The sequence below is a fragment of the Bacteroides sp. AM37-9 genome, assembly GCF_003603455.1.
In the GTDB taxonomy this organism is placed as follows: Bacteria; Bacteroidota; Bacteroidia; order Bacteroidales; family Bacteroidaceae; genus Bacteroides; species Bacteroides xylanisolvens.
Genome location: NZ_QTNF01000001.1, coordinates 246,289 through 264,759, shown reverse-complemented (window position 1 = coordinate 264,759; position 18,471 = coordinate 246,289). Strand labels below are relative to the sequence as shown.

Here is an 18,471-nt window from a genome sequence, read left to right as displayed (position 1 = left end):
CGAGTTGCCAACTCTTATTCTTAATTTAATCAGTATTTCCCGGTGAGGCCGATAAAGGCATCTTCCAAATTGACTTGCTCACAGTGCAAGTCTGTATAGGGCACTGACATTGATTTCAGTTTGGCTTCTGTTTCTGCCGGTTGCAGGAAGGAGAAAGTCTCCAACTGGTTCCGCATGATGGAAGGATGGTAGAAATCATCCGATGCAGGAAGCTCGTAACCTTCGGGAATGGTGAAGGTGTAGCGGCGTCCTTTTTCCAGTAATTCGGCGATTGGTTTCTGAATCAGTATCTTTCCGTAGTCCATAATAATACAGTCGTCAACGAGACGTTCCATATCCTGAATGATATGCGAGGTCAGAAAGACGGTTTTACCTTCCGAACGGGCATAGTCGCGGAGATAGTCCACAAACAGGCGGCGGTAGCCGGGATCGAGTCCGAGCGAGAAGTCGTCCAGTACCAGAAGTTCCGGGTTTTGTGCGAGAATCAGTCCGAGAGCTACTTGAGAGCGCTGTCCGCAGGACATACGTGAGATGCGCTGTCCGGTAGCTACTTTCAATTTATTCATCAGTTCGTAGTACGCTTCTTTTTTCCACTGGCCGGGGTAGAAGGCTGCGTAGAATTTTTCTATTTCGGTGATGGTCATGAATTGGTATTGCACATGACCTTCGATGAGCAGTCCGATATGGCGGCGCAGAGCCGGTGCCATGGTCTGTATCTCCTGTCCGAAGATGCGACATTCTCCCGAACGGGGTTTCAGGTAACCGCTCAAGATATTGATAGTGGTGGTTTTGCCCGTACCGTTCTTTCCCAATAGTCCCAGGATACGTCCTTTGGGCACTGTGAAACTAAGGTTTTCGTAAATCAACCGTTTACCGTAGTAGTGCGTCAGGTTGTTACATTCGATAATTTGTTCCATTTGATTTTATCTGTTATTTCGATTCAAAAGAAGAAAAGGAAAAGAATGGGAATTAAGATTCCAACAATGAGTTCTATTCCTCCTCTGCCGATAATGCCCTTGTTCCCTTTCAGCATGATGATGCCGGAAAGAGTAATGATAATAAGGGCGATAGCGAAAATATCCGCGAAGTAAGTCCACCATTGTCCCGGATTGTAATGTAAACGGGACATCGCTCCGATAAGCGGGCGACGGGTGACGGATTCATATACCGCTTCTCCTGTCTTCACGTTTATCAGGAGGTTGGAGCCGCCTTTCAGGAAGACTTTCATTACGTCCGTTTTCGGGAAGTAAAATTTGGTATAGTTGCCGGTTTCTCCCAACGGTTCCAGTAGAGTAAGTACTTTCTCTTTACTCATTCCTGCTTTGTCCGGTAGCTTTTCCGCTATTTTATATTCTTTCCGTGTGATGGAGAAGTTCGGATTAATCGTGTCACGGTGATTCATTACAATTCCGGAAATGGCATATATCAATACCATTCCGGAAAAGAAAAATGACAGGTCACGGTGTATGAGCCGACTCCATTTACGGACAGTACTACTCCACTTCATACGAGTTGGCTTCCATAAAATAGAAAGATAAATACTCTTTTCCTGTTTCTGCTTTGCGGTCGGCTATTTTTGCGCGGAAGTCTGCGATGCGGGCTTCGGGACTGTTGGCTGTTTCGCTACGCGCTTTCTTTTCAGAGTCGCATCCGGCTTCACCGGTTCCGTGTTTTTCGGCAGCTTGTGCTTTGAGTTGTGCTTCCCAGTTTTGGAGGTAGGCTTCGTCGATGCGTTGTTCTTTCAATGTTCCGGTAACACGGACGATAGAGTTCACGCATTTAGGGTCGAAGGCTCCCAATGTTCCGGCTTCTACACGGATCACTTGGGTATCGTCACTGCCCATCAGGAAGATTTTCTTTGCACCATGTTTGCAGGTATGTGTGCAAACGCCTTCAATAGTTACTTCTTGTCCTGCAAGGTTTTCGGCATTGGCAAGGAGAGAATCAATTTCCAAAGCGGAAGATGCAGACTGCTCTGTAGTCACTTCTGATGCGCTTTTCTGTTGTTTGTTACCACATGAAGTTCCGATAAAAGTCATTGCCATAAGGGCAATTGCGATTGTTAGCTTTTTTGTTTTCATTGTTATTGCTTCGTTTTTATATAGTTTGTAATCTGTTTTTCGTTTGTTTATAGCTTTTAATAGTTCGCCTTACGGGCGGGGAGTTTCAACCATGCTTGAAACAAATACTACTCCTTTAGTTGGCAGCTTGATCCCTTACGCAACGGAGTTGCATACCGGCTTTAATGCTGACATAAGATAATGATAATCTGCCTTCCGAATACTTTGCATTGATTGTACTCATTAATCCAAAGAACTGTATATTGGTAAGTAGTCCGCTGGTGCTATTGTATACGGGCTTGAAGGCAGTCGAAGTCATAAGATAATTCATTGCCGGTTTTCCGTGCCATGCAGTTTGAATATTGGCATCTTCTGCTATTGCCGTTTTTTGATAGCTGCCGGCACCTGTAAGGCTTGTTGCCATACGAACGCCGGAGAATTGGTAATTGAATCCTGCATTATTCAGTGATGATATTTTGGCACCGTCATAAACTGCATCATAGAAAAGAGCTTTATCACCATTAGCCGGTACCTTGCCGTCGACATCATTCGTTGTTTTTCCTACCAGATTAAAGTATTCCAGACGTGTTGGTATGTGCCAACCTTTCGGACAAATACCTTGCGCTCCTTCAAAAGAGTTCAGATTACTTTCAGTAATTTCCTTACCGCCCAGTGCAACTTGGAAATCATATAGATAACCTAATTCTTTGATAGCACTTTCCTCTGTTGTGGCTACGGTTGCACCGTCAGCTTTGATTTCATACGGGTACCAAACATGGCTATCAGCAGTAGGATCGGTAGAAGGAGTATATCCTTTCGGAAGATAGATAAGCGGTTCAGCCATCCACGTTGTACCGTTCGCCAAAGTTACCGTGTTATATTTTACATTATCGTATAAGAAATAGTTCTCATCGAGATGTTCTTCGAAAGGAATCTCATTGTCTGCTCCGATTTCACCTTCATCTGTCCAGTTTTCGATGTCACCGATAAGTTTAACCTCTATATCGTCAGGCAATACACGGATGTTTACGCTGTATTGTCCTCCTTGCGCTAAAGTAGTAGATGTGAGTTTCTGCGACAAGGTCTTGCCATCAGAAGTTGCTACTTCGAGCGTCAAAGCTACCGTTTGGGGAACGATGAGGGCGCGGTAAGTTTTGTTCGCTTCAACAACCTGTGCCGTAATGTTTGTAGCTGCGACATTCGCGTCAGCAGTAACTGTAAGGGCAGCCAGATCAAGAGTTGCAGTCGGGATAGAGCCTTTCAATGCAATGGATGTTATGTTGGCTTCTACTTCCTTTGTTACATTAATGACCAGTTTGGTAAGCAGATGCTTAAAGTTCATTGTTATAGTATTTGCAGTAGGAAGTACATCTTTATTGCTTGCTGCCATAAGGTCTGATGCCCCATATCCGGTGGTCTGATCGGCTTCTACAGAAAAAGAAGTAGGAGTATTACCTTCTCTATAAGGATAGTATGCTACTATCTGCGATTTGTCATTTCCTTCCGGATACCAAAGCAAGTCACCTGCAAATACTCCGTCATTGAATGTCATCTGTTTATTTTCCGCATATACGAAGTCATCGTTTTGGATGATTGTAACGCCAATTTTATCTCCGGTCTCAAAGTTAACTTCGGTAGCGCGTGTGATAACAGGCGAGATAGTAATACGACTGTTGGCAGGTGTCAGCGTTTCGTTCTCTTCCTGCTGGCAAGATACCAGAAGTGCTGCTGCAAAGATAAATGTTAAACTTTTTTTCATTGCTTAATAATTTAGTTTATATATATATTCATTGTTTTCAAAAAGCATATCCCGGTCCTCAAAAAGTATATCCTAACTTGATAGTCTCATTCCAACGGCTCGAACCATCTATATAGTGAAGGTTGAAACCGCGTGTATAACTTCCCTGTACTTCAGCATAGATCCCATGGTTGAAATGATAGCGTAAACCGAGACGAAGCGTTGCTTGTGGAGCAGTAGCATATTCATTCTGCAGATTATAATAATCTGTCAGGCGATAAGGAGGATCACCCGGCTCCGTATCTGTTGTAATGACTCTGCTTTTCTCGGTAGAGTTTCCTATGGCAAAGGAAGCGGCTGCCTTTAAGTCAAATTTCCCTATATGAAACACGCTGGATACATACGTCTGCGTACAAAGCATCTTTTCCGACGCTACATACGGATACATCTGGGTAGTCAGTCGTTTGAAAGTTGAAATATGTGTTCCCAAACGAACTTCTGTACGAGGACTTATAAATTCATATTCGGGATGGACCGAGAAAGCATCTCTTTCGAAAATGCGGTTGGAGCCGTTGATATAAGTCGTCGTTATTCCGTTAACAGTCTCCTTATTAATCACATTCTCGTTGTTGACCAAATGTGACCATTGCAGGTTCAATCGTAGAAAATGCTCTTTCTTTCCCTGTTTGAAATGATAACTCAAATGAGAGGCAATCCGGTGAGTGGGGAATTTGAACCAGATAGCATCTCTTTCACCGGCAGACCCCGAAGAATAGGTATATTCGATATCTCCATAAAATCTCTTCCATTGAAGTTGCAGTGCTCCCCCGTTAGACAGTTCTTTGATCGGAAAGCCGTTGATTCCCGATTCGCTTAGATGAATCCCGCTGCCGTCCCATGCTTCATAAGCTCCATACATCAGTCCTTTGTCCAAGAAGGCGTTGTAGGAGTTTTCGGTAGTCCCGATTACTTCCGCCTTGACCGATTCGCTGTTTTTGCTGAACATATAAGAAAAACCGATGGCTAGATCGCCCGAGTGATACATCACACTGGGGGCTACTTTCAAATCCAGCCGGTAATTGGTATGTCGCAAGTCTTTCCGTTTGGAATAGTTGGAGGCGGCAAAGTCAATCTTTCCTCCCAATCGCCAGTTAGGTGCAATATCTGATGCAATACCGCCCATGAAAGCGTACCGTTGCAGGTTTTTGCGTCCGGGAGTGAACTCCAGAATGTCTACCGGATAAAATCCCGGCTGGATAAACATGGAACCACTCATGTCCTTACCGGAAGTATGATTGAATGAGAAAGAACCAGTCAGCGAATACCCTTTCAGATGAGTGATAGACTTGGCTATTGCTCCGGCATTCCATGATTTCTCCGCTTCGTAAGAGTGGTAGAAATCACCATGGTTATTCTTACCATACAGTTCGGCATAGGAAGAAGAGATGCTATCCATCCTGATACCTGTGACATTTTCTCCGGCATTCCAGGAATTACGCCGTTCTATAATGTCGTAAGTCTGTGCCGAAACACCGTACACTATACATAGTAACCAAAGACCTGTTATACATATTTTTTTCATCTCACTCATGCAAAGATTGTTTTTCTCTTTCATAAAAATCGGTAGAAGAGTTGTTGGTGTCCATCAATACTTCATAACCTGCTTCCTGCGTAGCTTCTTCGTCCACATGTCGATATAAGCTGCGTCCGTTGTATGTCGCACTTTGAGTGACATATCCTGCGTCGATGGAAGGAGATATACGTTTCTTGTTGTTGGAGGAACCACCGTAGTACACTTCCGCTCCATCAATCACCCAATCGAGCGGAACTGCTATCACCCGGTCGGTGGTACTTCCCGGTTTTTGTATCACACTTCCCTCTTTTAGAACAAAGTCCTGTATCGTGGTATCCTTAGCTTTAAAGATAACCGTAGCAGGAGAAAAGATAGAGAACGAGTAAGCATTCGCCTGTCCGGTTTTCAATACCACGTTCAGATAATGATCCGGTGTGATTTGATCCCCCGGAGCCGGATGATACTGTGTATTCGGAAAATAAACGTTATTGTAGCAGACAAAGTATCCCGGTTTGTTCAGATTGACAGATTGCGGGTATTGCGCTGCATGGTCAACTGCCCCATTGATGGCAATCACTGCATCTTCTCCCGGTTGAAGCGGGAAAGTCTTGCCGGTACCGCCAAACTGCCAGATGCACTGAACGATGGGAGCAAAATCCCGGAAGATGGTTGCTCCGGTTATTTCATCCTGCGTTACCCATACATTGGTAGCTTGTGAGTTGTAAGGATCGAGCGCTCCGAAACATAAACTATCGAGATATTGCACTTCCGAATCGTTATTATGCAGGATTATATATTTGTCGGACTGGTAGTTTCCCTCCAGCGGCAACTTTGTACATCCTCCGCAATAAATCTCCTTAATAATAATAGCTCCGGCTCTGGAATGGATGAGCGGGAGGTTGAACGCCATGTTTCCGCTGGTCAGTTTCACATTATCGGCCAGTCCGTTGAAAATATCCTGTCCGTCCTTGTCGCTGACCTGCACGCGATATATACCTTTAGTCAGAGAGAATTGCGCCACTCCGTTCTTGTCGGTTTTAGCCTTATAAGAATTTCCACGGTCGACGTCTTCAATCTTTACGGTCACTCCTTCCCGGAGATATTCCGAGTATCCATCCGGGTATACGGCAGTCACTTGCAGGCTGTGCAACTGATCGTCGTACGGATTCTCTTTATCAAGATCCGTGCATCCTGCAAGGAGGCCGGTCACTGTTAGTAATAATATGTAGATAGACTGCTTCATATCTTTAAAATTTAATACGGCAAGTAAGTCCATAATAGAAATCCGGGGTAAAGAGCGCGCTCACACCGGTTGCATGAGATTTTACATACGGCCGTGAATTGGTGAAATTGATAGCGTTGAGAGAAAGAGACACATGGTCGCCAATCTCTTTGGTTATGTTGATATTGGCGGAGAAATAAGGATCATATCCATCCGCTGCAAATGTGTAGGCATTGCCCGATTTGCGTATCAGATAAGAGAATTCCGGATTCTCGGCTTCGGCTGACGTGAAAGGATGCATCTCATTGTTCAGGTCGAGATATGCCACCGGCCAGATAGCCGTATAAGAGTCGCCGTTATAAATGCTTCCACCCGTTTGGGCATTGCTGCTTTCACTTACGTTGAACGCGTATTCTTTTCCCTTATATTCGGAGATATTCTGCGAACGCTTCACAAGCGAAGCCTCCAGTCTGCATGAAATAATCAGCCTGGCTTTCGGAATACGGGTGATGGCTGTGATATTGGCATCCAATGAGTGGGTACGTTTACCGTTGGCAGTCGTCGATAAGTTGTCGCCATTGGCATAGATACCTACATATTGGTAGGAGCGGTTGGCAAGACTGGTGTGCGACCATCCGTTCTGATAATAATAAGACAAAGAATTGTCGATATATTTAGTATAAGCATAGGAGGCATCTAACCGGAATTGCGTACGGATAGGAGTTATTTCCGGAAAATCAACAATCATTTCCGCTCCGCGGCGAATGACGTCCATTCCATTATCGGGAGAGGTTGACTTGACAAAAGTCTGGTCGGTCACCTTTACGTCCATAGGAGTCCAGTAGCTCGATGCATTGTCACGTATGTACACCATTCCTGTCTGATTATCCACATTGATTTGCGGATTGGCCGGCATAGTGAATCCCTCTGGTAATTGGAGAACATCGTAAGAGAACGGGTTATAGGAACTCGTGTATTTATACGGTAACTTGGTACGGTTGAAATAACCGACTAGCGAAATCCTGGTCCGGGCTATATGGACGTCAATGCCCAATTCCGAATTCTGATTCCGTTGCCAGCGTAGATTCTCATTGTGCAGTAATGTGTAGGGCTGGCTGTAATAGATATAAGATGATTCATTGTTATTATAGGAAAACCCGAATGTCTGTATGTCCCGGTATTCCTGTTTGGGGTACAAGGTATAGAAAGAGGGAAGCTTTTCAGTGATTCCCCAACCGCCACGGATAGCGATATGTTCGTTCAACTGCCATCTGGCATTGAAACGCGGTGAAAGAGTATTCAGGTTTTTATAGTTCGTTCCCTTGATAAACAAATGTTCCCAACGCACTCCCGCCATCAGTCTAAGCATCGTGTTTCCCACTGGTAACGACAGACTCTCTTCTGCATAAAGCGAAACGTTATGCATATATGGATAAGCGGTGTAAGGGCGGGGGCGATAACCGTTCGGAGCCAGTGAAGGGTCTTTGTAATATTCTCCTTCACCCACATTCCCTGTTGCTTTCCACTGAACACCCGCTTTCAGGTTGCTGTTTACAGTCCTGAACCGTCTGTTCCATTCATACTTTAACGATGCGGCATAATCCAGTTCTTTGGAGTCGATGATCTGATCCGCGAAGTAGGTATATGGCAGTTTGCTTGCCATAAAATATCCTTCCTGCGTGGCATGAACAGCCGGCTGTTCCGATGCATACGAATAGAAAGTATGTGCATGGGAGTTGTTGTCATTGTAGTATACCGATGCGTCGAACTTGAGGTTGGTGATCCACGATTTATTGAGCAGCCAGGCCAGTGAAGTGTTTGCCCGGAATACGTTATCCCTCACTTTGTTGTATTCTCCCGAATAGGCATCCGGGTCATCTTTGGTATTCATTCCTCCGATATTACCTGTAACACCGATATCGAATCTGAACACTTTGCTGAAAGTGTTGCTATATCCGGCAGAGAATCCCCTTCTCGTATAAGACGAATAGGGAGATACCAACTTTTGGGTAGCCTTTGTCCATTCTCCGTTTATATTGATAACGCCTTTGTCGTTTCCTAAATCCAATCCTTTGGAGAAGGAAACCTGTTCGGTGCGGGGATTGATGGACAATAATATGTTCCAGGGTGTTTTCCCTTTCCGGGTGTGAATCTTGACCATTCCGCTATTCAAGTCCCCGTATTCAGCCGAAGGTACTCCGGTGATGACTTCAACCGATTCAATATCCGCCACGGTGATATTACGGGTATCCACTCCGTTCATATTGCCAAATGAGCCATTATTGCCAATACGTACCCCATCCACTTCAACGGCTGTCCCAAAGGCTGCATTACCGACTGTCGACCCTCCGTCGCGTAATGAGAAGATATTATTAGTGGTAAGATCCGGCACTTTTGTCTTTCCTCCCGGAAGAAGAGCGGAGATATCGCTCATGTTGGATACCTGCAAATGTTCCAGCGCATTATTACCGATGGTGAGCGTAGTGTTTAACTCATTCTTGGGCGCTTGTGCAGTAACGACTACATCATCCAGTGCAAGCGTGTTTTCTTTGAGTTCTATATGTAGGTTTTTGATATTACTGTGCACATTTACCGGAATTGTTGCCGGTACATAACCCAGAAAAGAAACTTCCAGATTATATTTTCCCTCCTGCACTCCTTGTATCGTGAATTCGCCTTTCTGATTGGATACAGCCCATAAATAGGTGCCTTTAATGAGAATGGAAGCACCGGGCAAGGGGGAATTCGTTTTGGGCTCGGTCACACGTCCCGAGATTGTATAGATGTTTGAATTAGCTGTGGCCTCAAATAAATTGAAAAATAGCAGCCCCCAGAATGCTATGTTAAAAAGACAATATTTCATAGATAAGTTTTGTGCAAAATTCGATAAAAACCAAGTTTATATCAATCACTATAAATAGTTGTTTTCACAAATCTTAATACCTGCAACTGGGGATATTTTACCTAATAATAGGTACCTTTTCTTTAATAGGTAATTTAGAAAATAAAAAAACGGCTTGCATTGCGATCACTATCACATTGCAAGCCGGTTGATTTATTTGGCTTATCTGTCATTGACCGGATATTATATCCAGTCTATTGTATTAGATATTTTTTACTTTAATCAGATATTCGGCAATCTGAACAGCATTCAGGGCAGCGCCTTTCTTGATCTGGTCACCTACAATCCAGAAAGTCAATCCGTTTTCGTTTGTCAGGTCTTTGCGGATACGGCCTACGTATACCGGATCTTTACCTGCCAAGAACAGCGGCATCGGGTATTCTTTTTCTGCCGGATTGTCCTGAAGAACCAGCCCTTCACCGTTAGCGAATGCTTCACGAGCTTCTTCTACGGAAATCGGACGTTCTGTTTCTATCCAGATACTTTCAGAGTGAGCGCGTAATGCAGGAACACGTACACAAGTTGCACTAACCTTTACGTCAGAATGCATGATCTTACGTGTTTCATTGTACATTTTCATTTCCTCTTTCGTATAACCGTTTTCTGTGAATACGTCAATCTGCGGAATCAGGTTGAAAGCCAACTGATAGGCAAACTTCTCTACAGTCACAGGCTCGTTTGCCAATACCTGGCGATATTGTTCGTACAATTCGTCCATAGCAGCAGCACCCGCACCACTTGCTGCTTGATAGGTAGACACGTGCACGGTTTTTATATGAGAAAGCTTTTCGATGGCTTTCAGTGCAACTACCATCTGGATAGTCGTACAATTCGGGTTGGCAATAACGCCACGCGGACGTTCCAATGCATCTTCGGCATTTACTTCAGGCACAACCAAAGGTACATCGGCATCCATACGGAATGCGCTGGAGTTGTCGATCATCACAGCACCATACTTGGTGATTATTTTTTCGAATTCCTTGGATGTTCCTGCACCGGCAGAAGTGAAAGCAATGTCTACCCCTTTAAAGTCATCGTTGTGTTGTAAGAGTTTCACCTCGATCTGTTTACCGCGGAAAGTGTAAGTTGTTCCGGCACTACGTTTAGAACCGAACAAAACTAACTCGTCCATCGGGAAGTTTCTCTCATCGAGCACGCGCAGGAATTCTTGTCCTACGGCTCCGCTTACGCCAACAATAGCTACTTTCATCTTTTTCTTTTGTTAAATTGTGAATATTGAATTTCTTTCCTGTCGAATAGAAAAGATTTGGCTGCAAAATTATAACAATTTAGCATATAAACATCGCTTTTGAGAGAAATATTTCAGTTTTTCGGTGGATTTCTTTAACCTTACGCGTATAATCAAGTGTGGTTGTTGGACGGAGTGTTATGTAGCGTTGTCGATGTCGGCAAGCACACGGCGGAGATCAGTCAGTAAGGGGGCGAGTTCTTCGCGGGTAATGTCAAATACCAGTTCTGTATCTACCGAAAGATACTCATGCGAGATAATATTACGCATTCCGATGATTTGCTTCCATGGGGTCGACGGGTAACGAGCAAAAAGATTACCAGCAGTAAGTTCATCCACTTGGCGAATTGTTTCACCGATTGTTTGCAGACACATGCAGGTGGAGTTGAAAAGCACCATGCCGCTCATATTGGTGAGGAAGTCATGATAAGTTTTAACGTCAGCCGTAGTTTCAAGAACAAATACAGTCTGACGTTCCACAAAGCGGAGCATATCCGCTATTTGTTCATTAGATATAGATCGCATCGCGTTCAATATTTTGCCGGAACAACTGACGCATATTCTCGTGCAGGGTTAATAAATCTACCTTAATATGAAAAAGATGTTCAAGTTCCTCCTTGATAGCCATATAGGTGCGGAAGGTGGTTTTGTGCAACTTCACACAGATGTCAATATCGCTATCTTCTCGCTGTTCGCCCCGTGCGGCGGAGCCGAAAAGAGCAAGTTGCTCAATACCGTACTTCTCACCAGCAACACTCTTAAATTGGCGTAGCAATTCCAGAATTTCATCAGTTGTCTTCATAGGGCAATTCTCCTTTCATAGATTACTTTCTGCAAAGTTACAAAATTTCATAGAGAATAACAACGCTTTGAGGGCAATAGTTTTCATTTCTAGTATGTCAAAGAGCGATGTGGGATATTTTCCCGCTTGTTATTCTATTATTATCTTTTTCTTGTTTTTTTACGCAACGGAGAATACGATTGGTAATATATACACTCGTTGTATTCCTGTGAAGGACCTGTATAAAGATAATACGGAAAGTTGCAAGTGGTTAATTCAGTAATTTACTACTTAACTACTTACTACTTGACTACTGAATAATACGTCTGGACATTCATTGTGATTCTGCAAACTTTTTTGTTCCTTTGCATTGAATTCCTAAAGCCACAGCCTATGAACCTGTTTGATTTTAATTTAACCTTACCGATTACCGACCCGACTTGGGTATTCTTTTTGGTATTGATTATCATTCTCTTTGCTCCGATGATCCTCGGACGTCTTCATATACCTCATATTATAGGCATGATTCTGGCGGGTGTATTGATTGGCGAACACGGCTTTCATGTGCTCGACCGTGACAGCAGTTTCGAACTCTTCGGCAAAGTGGGATTATATTATATCATGTTTCTTGCCGGACTCGAAATGGATATGGAGGACTTTAAGAAAAACCGGACGAAAAGTGTTGTGTTCGGCTGGCTCACCTTTCTGATTCCGATGGCGTTGGGAATATGGAGTAGTATGAGTATGCTGGGTTATGGCTTTCTCACGGCGGTGTTATTGGCAAGTATGTACGCTTCCCATACTTTAATAGCCTATCCTATTATTAGCCGTTATGGATTGTCGCGTTTGCGCAGCGTTAATATAACCATTGGGGGGACGGCTGTCACCGTTACCCTTGCTTTGATTATTCTTGCCGTCATAGGTGGTATGTTTAAAGGCACTGTTGATGGTTGGTTCTGGGTGTTTCTTGTGGCAAAAGTGGCTTTTCTCGGATTCCTGATTGTTTTCTTCTTTCCCCGCATCGGACGTTGGTTCTTCCGGAAGTATGATGACAGCGTGATGCAGTTTGTGTTTGTACTGGCAATGGTTTTCCTTGGAGGAGGGTTGATGGAATTCGTGGGAATGGAAGGAATTTTAGGCGCTTTCCTGGCAGGCTTGGTGTTGAATCGTTTGATTCCTCATGTATCTCCTTTGATGAACCGCCTGGAGTTTGTGGGAAATGCCTTGTTTATTCCTTATTTCCTGATTGGCGTCGGGATGATTATTGATGTAAGGAGCCTGTTTACCGGAGGTGAAGCATTGAAGGTGGCTATTGTAATGACGGTGGTGGCGACTTTTAGTAAATGGTTGGCTGCCTGGATTACGCAGAAGATATACCGGATGCAGTCGAATGAACGGAGCATGATATTCGGCTTGAGTAATGCGCAGGCTGCGGCTACACTGGCAGCAGTACTGATCGGCCACGAAATTATTATGGAGAATGGAGAACGCTTGTTGAATGATGATGTATTGAACGGTACGGTAGTGATGATACTTTTCACTTGCGTCATCAGTTCTTTGGTGACCGAACGTTCGGCCCGCCGTTTCGCTCTGGATGAAAATGTGCAAGCGGAAGAAGAAGCTAAACAGATAAATAAGGAACAGATCCTGATTCCGGTCGCCAATCCGGAGACGATTGAAGATTTAGTTAATCTGGCTTTGGTAATAAAGGATGCCAAGCAAAAGAATGCATTGGTTGCATTGAATGTGATTAATGACAATAACAGTTCGGAGAAGAAAGAGCAGCAGGGTAAACGTAACCTGGAGAAGGCTGCCATGATTGCTGCTGCCGCCGATGTGCCTGTCACGATGGTGAGCCGTTATGATTTGAATATTGCTTCGGGGATTATCCATACGATCAAAGAATATGAAGCTACGGATGTTGTGATCGGCCTGCACCGGAAGGCCAATATTGTCGACTCTTTCTTCGGACATCTGGCTGAAAGCCTATTGAAAGGTACGCATCGTGAAGTGATGATTGCCAAATTCCTGATGCCGGTTAACACCCTGCGCCGAATTAATATTGCCGTTCCGCCAAAGGCTGAATATGAATCGGGTTTCTCAAAGTGGGTGGAACATTTCTGCCGTATGGGAAGCATCCTCGGCTGTCGGGTGCATTTCTTTGCCAATGAGCGTACATTGATGCGCCTTCAGCAACTGGTGAAGAAAAGACATGCAGGTACCCCGACAGAATTTTCCATTCTGGAAGAGTGGGAAGATCTTCTGTTATTGACAGGACAGGTGAATTATGACCACTTGCTGGTGGTTGTTTCTGCCCGTCGCGGGTCTATCTCTTACGATACCTCTTTTGAACGTCTGCCGGCGCAACTGGGAAAATATTTCTCTAATAATAGTTTGATTATCATCTATCCCGATCAGTTTGGAGAACCGCAGGAAATTGTGTCATTCTCTGACCCGCGTGGACATAATGAGTCTCAACATTATGAGAAAGTGGGTAAATGGTTCTATAAATGGTTAAAGAAAAACTGATGGAAAGATACGACTGGCAACAGAGAACAGCACTCCTGTTAGGAGAGGAAAAGATGGAACGCATCCGGAACGCGCACGTATTGGTCGTGGGATTGGGTGGAGTGGGAGCTTACGCCGCCGAGATGATCTGCCGCGCAGGAGTCGGACGGATGACGATTGTAGATGCCGATACAGTGCAGCCTACCAATATGAATCGTCAGTTGCCGGCCATGCATTCCACACTGGGAATGTCGAAAGCGGAAGTATTGGCTGCCCGTTATAAAGATATAAATCCGGATATCGAATTGACCGTTCTGCCCGTCTACCTGAAAGATGAGAATATACCGGAACTGCTGGATGCCAATCAATATGATTTTATAGTAGATGCTATTGATACAATCAGTCCGAAATGCTTTCTGATTTATGAGGCGATGAAACGTCGTATAAAGATTGTTTCCAGTATGGGGGCAGGAGCGAAGAGTGACATCACCCAAGTTCGTTTTGCCGATCTTTGGGACACGTATCATTGCGGTTTGAGCAAGGCGGTACGGAAACGCTTGCAGAAGATGGGAATGAAACGGAAACTTCCGGTAGTGTTCAGTACGGAACAAGCCGACCCGAAAGCCGTGTTGCTGACGGATGATGAACAGAATAAGAAATCGACGTGTGGAACAGTCAGTTATATGCCGGCCGTGTTTGGGTGCTATCTGGCTGAATATGTCATTAAACGATTATAAAGGCTATTATGATAAAACTAGAAGGTATAACGAAGAGTTTCGGCTCATTACAAGTGTTGAAAGGCATTGATCTGGAAATCAATAAAGGAGAAATTGTCAGTATCGTAGGTCCGAGCGGTGCCGGTAAAACGACTTTGTTGCAAATCATGGGCACTCTCGATGAACCGGACGCGGGTACGGTGCAGATTGACGGAACAGTAGTAAGCCGGATGAAAGAGAAAGAACTATCTGCATTCCGTAATAAGAATATCGGTTTTGTTTTCCAGTTTCATCAACTGTTGCCGGAGTTTACGGCATTGGAAAATGTGATGATTCCCGCTCTCATTGCAGGCGTTTCTTCCAAAGAGGCAAATGACCGTGCCATGAAGATTCTGGATTTCATGGGGCTGGTTGACCGGGCTTCTCATAAACCGAATGAACTGTCGGGAGGTGAGAAACAACGGGTAGCGGTAGCGCGGGCTTTGATTAACGACCCGGCAGTTATTCTGGCAGACGAACCATCCGGTAGTCTGGATACACATAATAAAGAAGATTTACATCAACTGTTCTTCGATTTGAGGGACCGTCTGGGGCAGACTTTTGTCATTGTGACGCATGACGAGGGACTTGCCAAAATCACGGACCGGACAGTCCATATGGTGGATGGTATGATTAAAAAATATTAATTAGAGAACCTAACTTCTAAAAATGTATACCAAAAAGGTAGAGCCTTGCAAGTGTTCTATCTTTTAGCTATATATTTATAGTCGCTTCTCTACGGAAGTCTGTGAAGATGATAGTAGAGTGTTTGTTTTGTTTGTGTGTGATGCATTCTTGTCTGGTGTGATAGGAATGCATCTTTTTTTATTTATTATAACAAATGTAAGGCTCGATCCGTTCAAGATCAATAGGAGTGAACTCCTCATAAAGGGATAATTGCTTCAGACTTTTTAAGATTCCTTTCTTTTTCCGATATTCTATGATGACCTTCGCTTGATAGTAGTTTATGTATGGATGACGCATCATTCGTTCCATACCGGCTTTGTTTAAATTGATACGGTGTATCTGATGGGTGTCAATAGAAAACCACGGGCGGAGCCTTTCTGCTTTTAGATGAATCTCCTGTAACTGCTCTATCCGGCAAAAGCCTCCCAGCCGTTCGCGGTAATTTACGATCATCCGGGCAATAGTGCTTCCGACTCCCGGAATCTTTTTAAGTTCGGTGGTATCAGCAGAGTTGAGGCTGACGACAGTTCCCGGGAGGTATTTCACAAGTGTGTCCCGTTGTATGCTTTGTACGGTTAATAACCGTATTGTATCTTTATCTTTCGAACTGAAATTTTCTGTAATTTGGATATAAGGATGAAGAGTCTGGTAGTGTTCTTCTGTGAGTCCGTATATCTTTCGAAAATCCTCCGGATGGCGGAATTTGCCTTGTTTATGGCGATAGTGCAGGATATTCTTTATCATCCAGGATGGTAATCCGAGCGAGAGGAAAGTAGTGGAGTCCGCGGTGTTCGGATCAAACATCGTAAGCTTGATTTCCCTTTGAGGAGTTGATGGAAAAGAATGACCGAACCTGTTGTGAGGTTTTGTTTCCCGGAGAGAGGCAACAAAGTCATTATATTCTTGATCGGATTTCTTATTCTCTGTGCAGTCGGTATCTTCGGTACGAGTGAAAAAGGCAAAGAGTTCAGGAGCTGCATATACTCCTAAAATAAGAACGACAAGGACGATAATGCCTTGTCGTTCGGTTTTAGTATAATAAAGGAAGTCTTTCCACATTATAGCTTGATTAGTCCCAGTTCATTGATAAATATCAGTGAGATGGCGATTGGTGCGATATATTTTAATATAAAGATGATAAGCTTGTATACCGGTATCTTTAACGAGCCGTCATTGGTAATCTCTGACCATACAATCTTTTTATCCAGATACCATCCGGTAAAGAGGGAGATACACAGTCCGCCAAGCGGTAACATGATTTTAGCTGTTACGAAGTCGAAGAGATCGAACATTCCCAGTCCGAAAACGGTGAATCCTTTCATGACTCCCAATGATAATGAACAGAATATTCCGAGAAAGACACAACCGCCGGTGACTAACCTTGCTGCTTTTCCACGGGAAAGATTGAACTCCTCGTGAAGATAAGCGGTTACTACTTCATGCAAAGAAATGGTAGAAGTTAAAGCAGCCATCGCCAACAATGCGTAGAACATTACAGAGAATATGTATGCTAGTACGGGAACTCCGCCAAATGCCTGTTGGAATACATTAGGCAGCGTGATAAAGATCAGACTGGGACCTGAATCCGGTTGTATGCCAACCGAAAAGGCTGCCGGGAAGATGATAAATCCGGCTAGTATTGCCACAAAAGTATCAATGATTCCTACACTGAAAGCTGTTTTAGTCAGGTTGGTTTCTTTACTGAAATAAGAGGCGTAGGTGCAAAGGCATCCCATACCCAGACTCAAAGAGAAGAAAGCCTGTCCCATAGCACTTAAAAACACATTTCCGTCCACTTTGCTAAAGTCGGGTTTGAGCAGGAATTCAATACCTGCACCAGCTCCCGGCAGAGTGACCGAACAAACTACCAGTATAAGGATAATGATAAACAAGGTAGGCATCATGATCTTAGAAGACTTTTCAATCCCCTTTTCTACTCCTTTCACGATAATGAAATGAGTAATCAATAAAAATGCTACTAGCCATACGACCGGTCGCCACGGGCTACTGGAGAATTGTTGGAAAGAAGAGATAAACTCTCCGGAGTTTTTTCCGGCAAAGCCATTGGTGGCAGCCTCAAAAATATATTCAAGTGTCCATCCTGCTACTACTGCATAATAACTAAGTATCAGGAAACCTGCTAATACTCCCATGCGTCCTACCCAACGCCAATGCGTTCCCGGAGCTAATGTTTGATACGCTCTTGCAGTGTTGGCTCTTGATCGGCGTCCTATCAGGAACTCGGCAATCATAATAGGCAGTCCCAAGAGAAAGATGCAACCTAAATAGATCAGTATAAAAGCGGCACCTCCATGGTTTCCTGTTTCGTATGGAAACCTCCATATATTACCCAACCCAACTGCAGAGCCGGCAGAAGCGAGTATGACCCCTAATTTGCTGCCGAAGTTCGCTCTATCAATTTTTGCCATAAATCTTGTTTTATCTTACAAATCGTTATAAAATATGCGAGTTAAAGTGCAAATATAGAAAATGATACTTATATTTGCACGAAAATTGTAATATTATTTAGATATGCTATCTTATATTAAGAAATATCCTATCTCGCTTTTTATCATTTTGACAGTGATTTATCTGTCGTTCTTTAAACCGCCTAAGACGGATTTGAATGAAATTCCCAATTTAGACAAACTGGTTCATGTTTGTATGTATTTCGGTATGTCGGGGATGTTGTGGCTGGAGTTTTTGCGTGCACATCGCAGGGATCATGCTCCCATGTGGCATGCGTGGGTAGGTGCGTTCCTTTGTCCGGTGCTTTTCAGCGGTTGTGTAGAGTTGCTGCAGGAATACTGTACTACTTACCGGGGTGGTGACTGGTTGGATTTTGCGGCCAATACAACAGGGGCGATTCTGGCTAGTTTAGTGGCCTATTATGTCGTACGGCCGAGGATGAAAATAAATAGTAAAAGGCAACCTATGAACAACAAAGGTGAACGATGAGCCGTGAACGATGGCAAATAATAAACGGTGAATAATGG

16 protein-coding genes are annotated in these 18,471 nt (G+C 44.0%); 4 read left to right on the top strand and 12 right to left on the bottom strand.

The genetic code is table 11. The features are described 5' to 3' along the window. Window positions 1–29: 29 nt before the first annotated feature. The 10 genes from DW862_RS00910 to DW862_RS00865 form a co-directional block, all read right to left on the bottom strand. Entirely contained in the window at window positions 30–917 is an 888-nt protein-coding gene (locus DW862_RS00910; protein WP_004314891.1) for an ABC transporter ATP-binding protein, read from the bottom strand. A gap of 23 nt (window positions 918–940) precedes the next feature. Further along, the gene (locus tag DW862_RS00905; RefSeq protein ID WP_008770373.1) at window positions 941–1,507 is read right to left on the bottom strand and encodes a PepSY-associated TM helix domain-containing protein; all 567 of its coding nucleotides are present in this window, start codon (window positions 1,505–1,507) and stop codon (window positions 941–943) included. Then, entirely contained in the window at window positions 1,494–2,081 is a 588-nt protein-coding gene (locus DW862_RS00900; protein WP_120067105.1) for a hypothetical protein, read from the bottom strand. The genes DW862_RS00905 and DW862_RS00900 overlap by 14 nt, the downstream gene beginning before the upstream one ends. Window positions 2,082–2,196: 115 nt before the next feature. Continuing rightward, window positions 2,197–3,819, bottom strand: a complete 1,623-nt coding sequence (locus DW862_RS00895) for a fimbrillin family protein (RefSeq protein WP_120067104.1) — start codon at window positions 3,817–3,819, stop codon at window positions 2,197–2,199. A 58-nt stretch (window positions 3,820–3,877) separates the two neighbouring features. Next, a complete protein-coding gene (locus DW862_RS00890) occupies window positions 3,878–5,389 on the bottom strand; it encodes a DUF6850 family outer membrane beta-barrel protein (RefSeq protein WP_074909671.1) in 1,512 nt (503 codons plus the stop codon). Continuing rightward, window positions 5,382–6,614, bottom strand: a complete 1,233-nt coding sequence (locus DW862_RS00885; RefSeq protein WP_118407423.1) for a DUF4876 domain-containing protein — start codon at window positions 6,612–6,614, stop codon at window positions 5,382–5,384. The genes DW862_RS00890 and DW862_RS00885 overlap by 8 nt, the downstream gene beginning before the upstream one ends. Window positions 6,615–6,618: 4 nt before the next feature. After that, window positions 6,619–9,456, bottom strand: a complete 2,838-nt coding sequence (locus DW862_RS00880; protein ID WP_120067103.1) for a TonB-dependent receptor — start codon at window positions 9,454–9,456, stop codon at window positions 6,619–6,621. 241 nt (window positions 9,457–9,697) lie between these two features. Next, window positions 9,698–10,705, bottom strand: a complete 1,008-nt coding sequence (locus DW862_RS00875; protein WP_008642977.1) for an aspartate-semialdehyde dehydrogenase — start codon at window positions 10,703–10,705, stop codon at window positions 9,698–9,700. Between the two features lie 177 nt (window positions 10,706–10,882). After that, on the bottom strand, window positions 10,883–11,269 hold the full coding sequence (locus DW862_RS00870) for a DUF86 domain-containing protein (RefSeq protein WP_009039798.1): 387 nt from the start codon (window positions 11,267–11,269) through the stop codon (window positions 10,883–10,885). Next, the gene (locus DW862_RS00865) at window positions 11,253–11,546 is read right to left on the bottom strand and encodes a nucleotidyltransferase family protein (RefSeq protein WP_009039799.1); all 294 of its coding nucleotides are present in this window, start codon (window positions 11,544–11,546) and stop codon (window positions 11,253–11,255) included. Before DW862_RS00865 ends, DW862_RS00870 begins: the two co-directional genes overlap by 17 nt. A 372-nt stretch (window positions 11,547–11,918) precedes the next feature. On the opposite strand from DW862_RS00865, the gene DW862_RS00860 reads away from it, so the two are divergent. From DW862_RS00860 to DW862_RS00850, 3 genes are read left to right on the top strand one after another with little or no spacing between them, the layout of a single operon-like run. Then, window positions 11,919–14,054 (top strand): cation:proton antiporter, encoded by a 2,136-nt coding sequence (locus DW862_RS00860; RefSeq protein ID WP_118407375.1) that lies wholly within the window; start codon window positions 11,919–11,921, stop codon window positions 14,052–14,054. Continuing rightward, window positions 14,036–14,770: a ThiF family adenylyltransferase gene (locus DW862_RS00855; protein WP_120067102.1), complete on the top strand. Its 735-nt coding sequence runs from the start codon at window positions 14,036–14,038 to the stop codon at window positions 14,768–14,770. Before DW862_RS00860 ends, DW862_RS00855 begins: the two co-directional genes overlap by 19 nt. An 8-nt stretch (window positions 14,771–14,778) precedes the next feature. Continuing rightward, entirely contained in the window at window positions 14,779–15,435 is a 657-nt protein-coding gene (locus DW862_RS00850; protein ID WP_074707102.1) for an ABC transporter ATP-binding protein, read from the top strand. Window positions 15,436–15,613: 178 nt separating this feature from the next. Here DW862_RS00850 and DW862_RS00845 read toward each other — a convergent pair whose 3' ends face one another. Together DW862_RS00845 and DW862_RS00840 are read right to left on the bottom strand one after the other, a co-directional pair. Then, a complete protein-coding gene (locus DW862_RS00845; RefSeq protein ID WP_120067101.1) occupies window positions 15,614–16,534 on the bottom strand; it encodes a helix-hairpin-helix domain-containing protein in 921 nt (306 codons plus the stop codon). Beyond that, window positions 16,534–17,904, bottom strand: a complete 1,371-nt coding sequence (locus DW862_RS00840) for a sodium-dependent transporter (RefSeq protein ID WP_118218317.1) — start codon at window positions 17,902–17,904, stop codon at window positions 16,534–16,536. Before DW862_RS00840 ends, DW862_RS00845 begins: the two co-directional genes overlap by 1 nt. Before the next feature lie 103 nt (window positions 17,905–18,007). Between DW862_RS00840 and DW862_RS00835 the strand changes: the two genes are divergently transcribed. Further along, window positions 18,008–18,433: a VanZ family protein gene (locus tag DW862_RS00835; RefSeq protein WP_055235245.1), complete on the top strand. Its 426-nt coding sequence runs from the start codon at window positions 18,008–18,010 to the stop codon at window positions 18,431–18,433. Window positions 18,434–18,471: the final 38 nt, after the last annotated feature.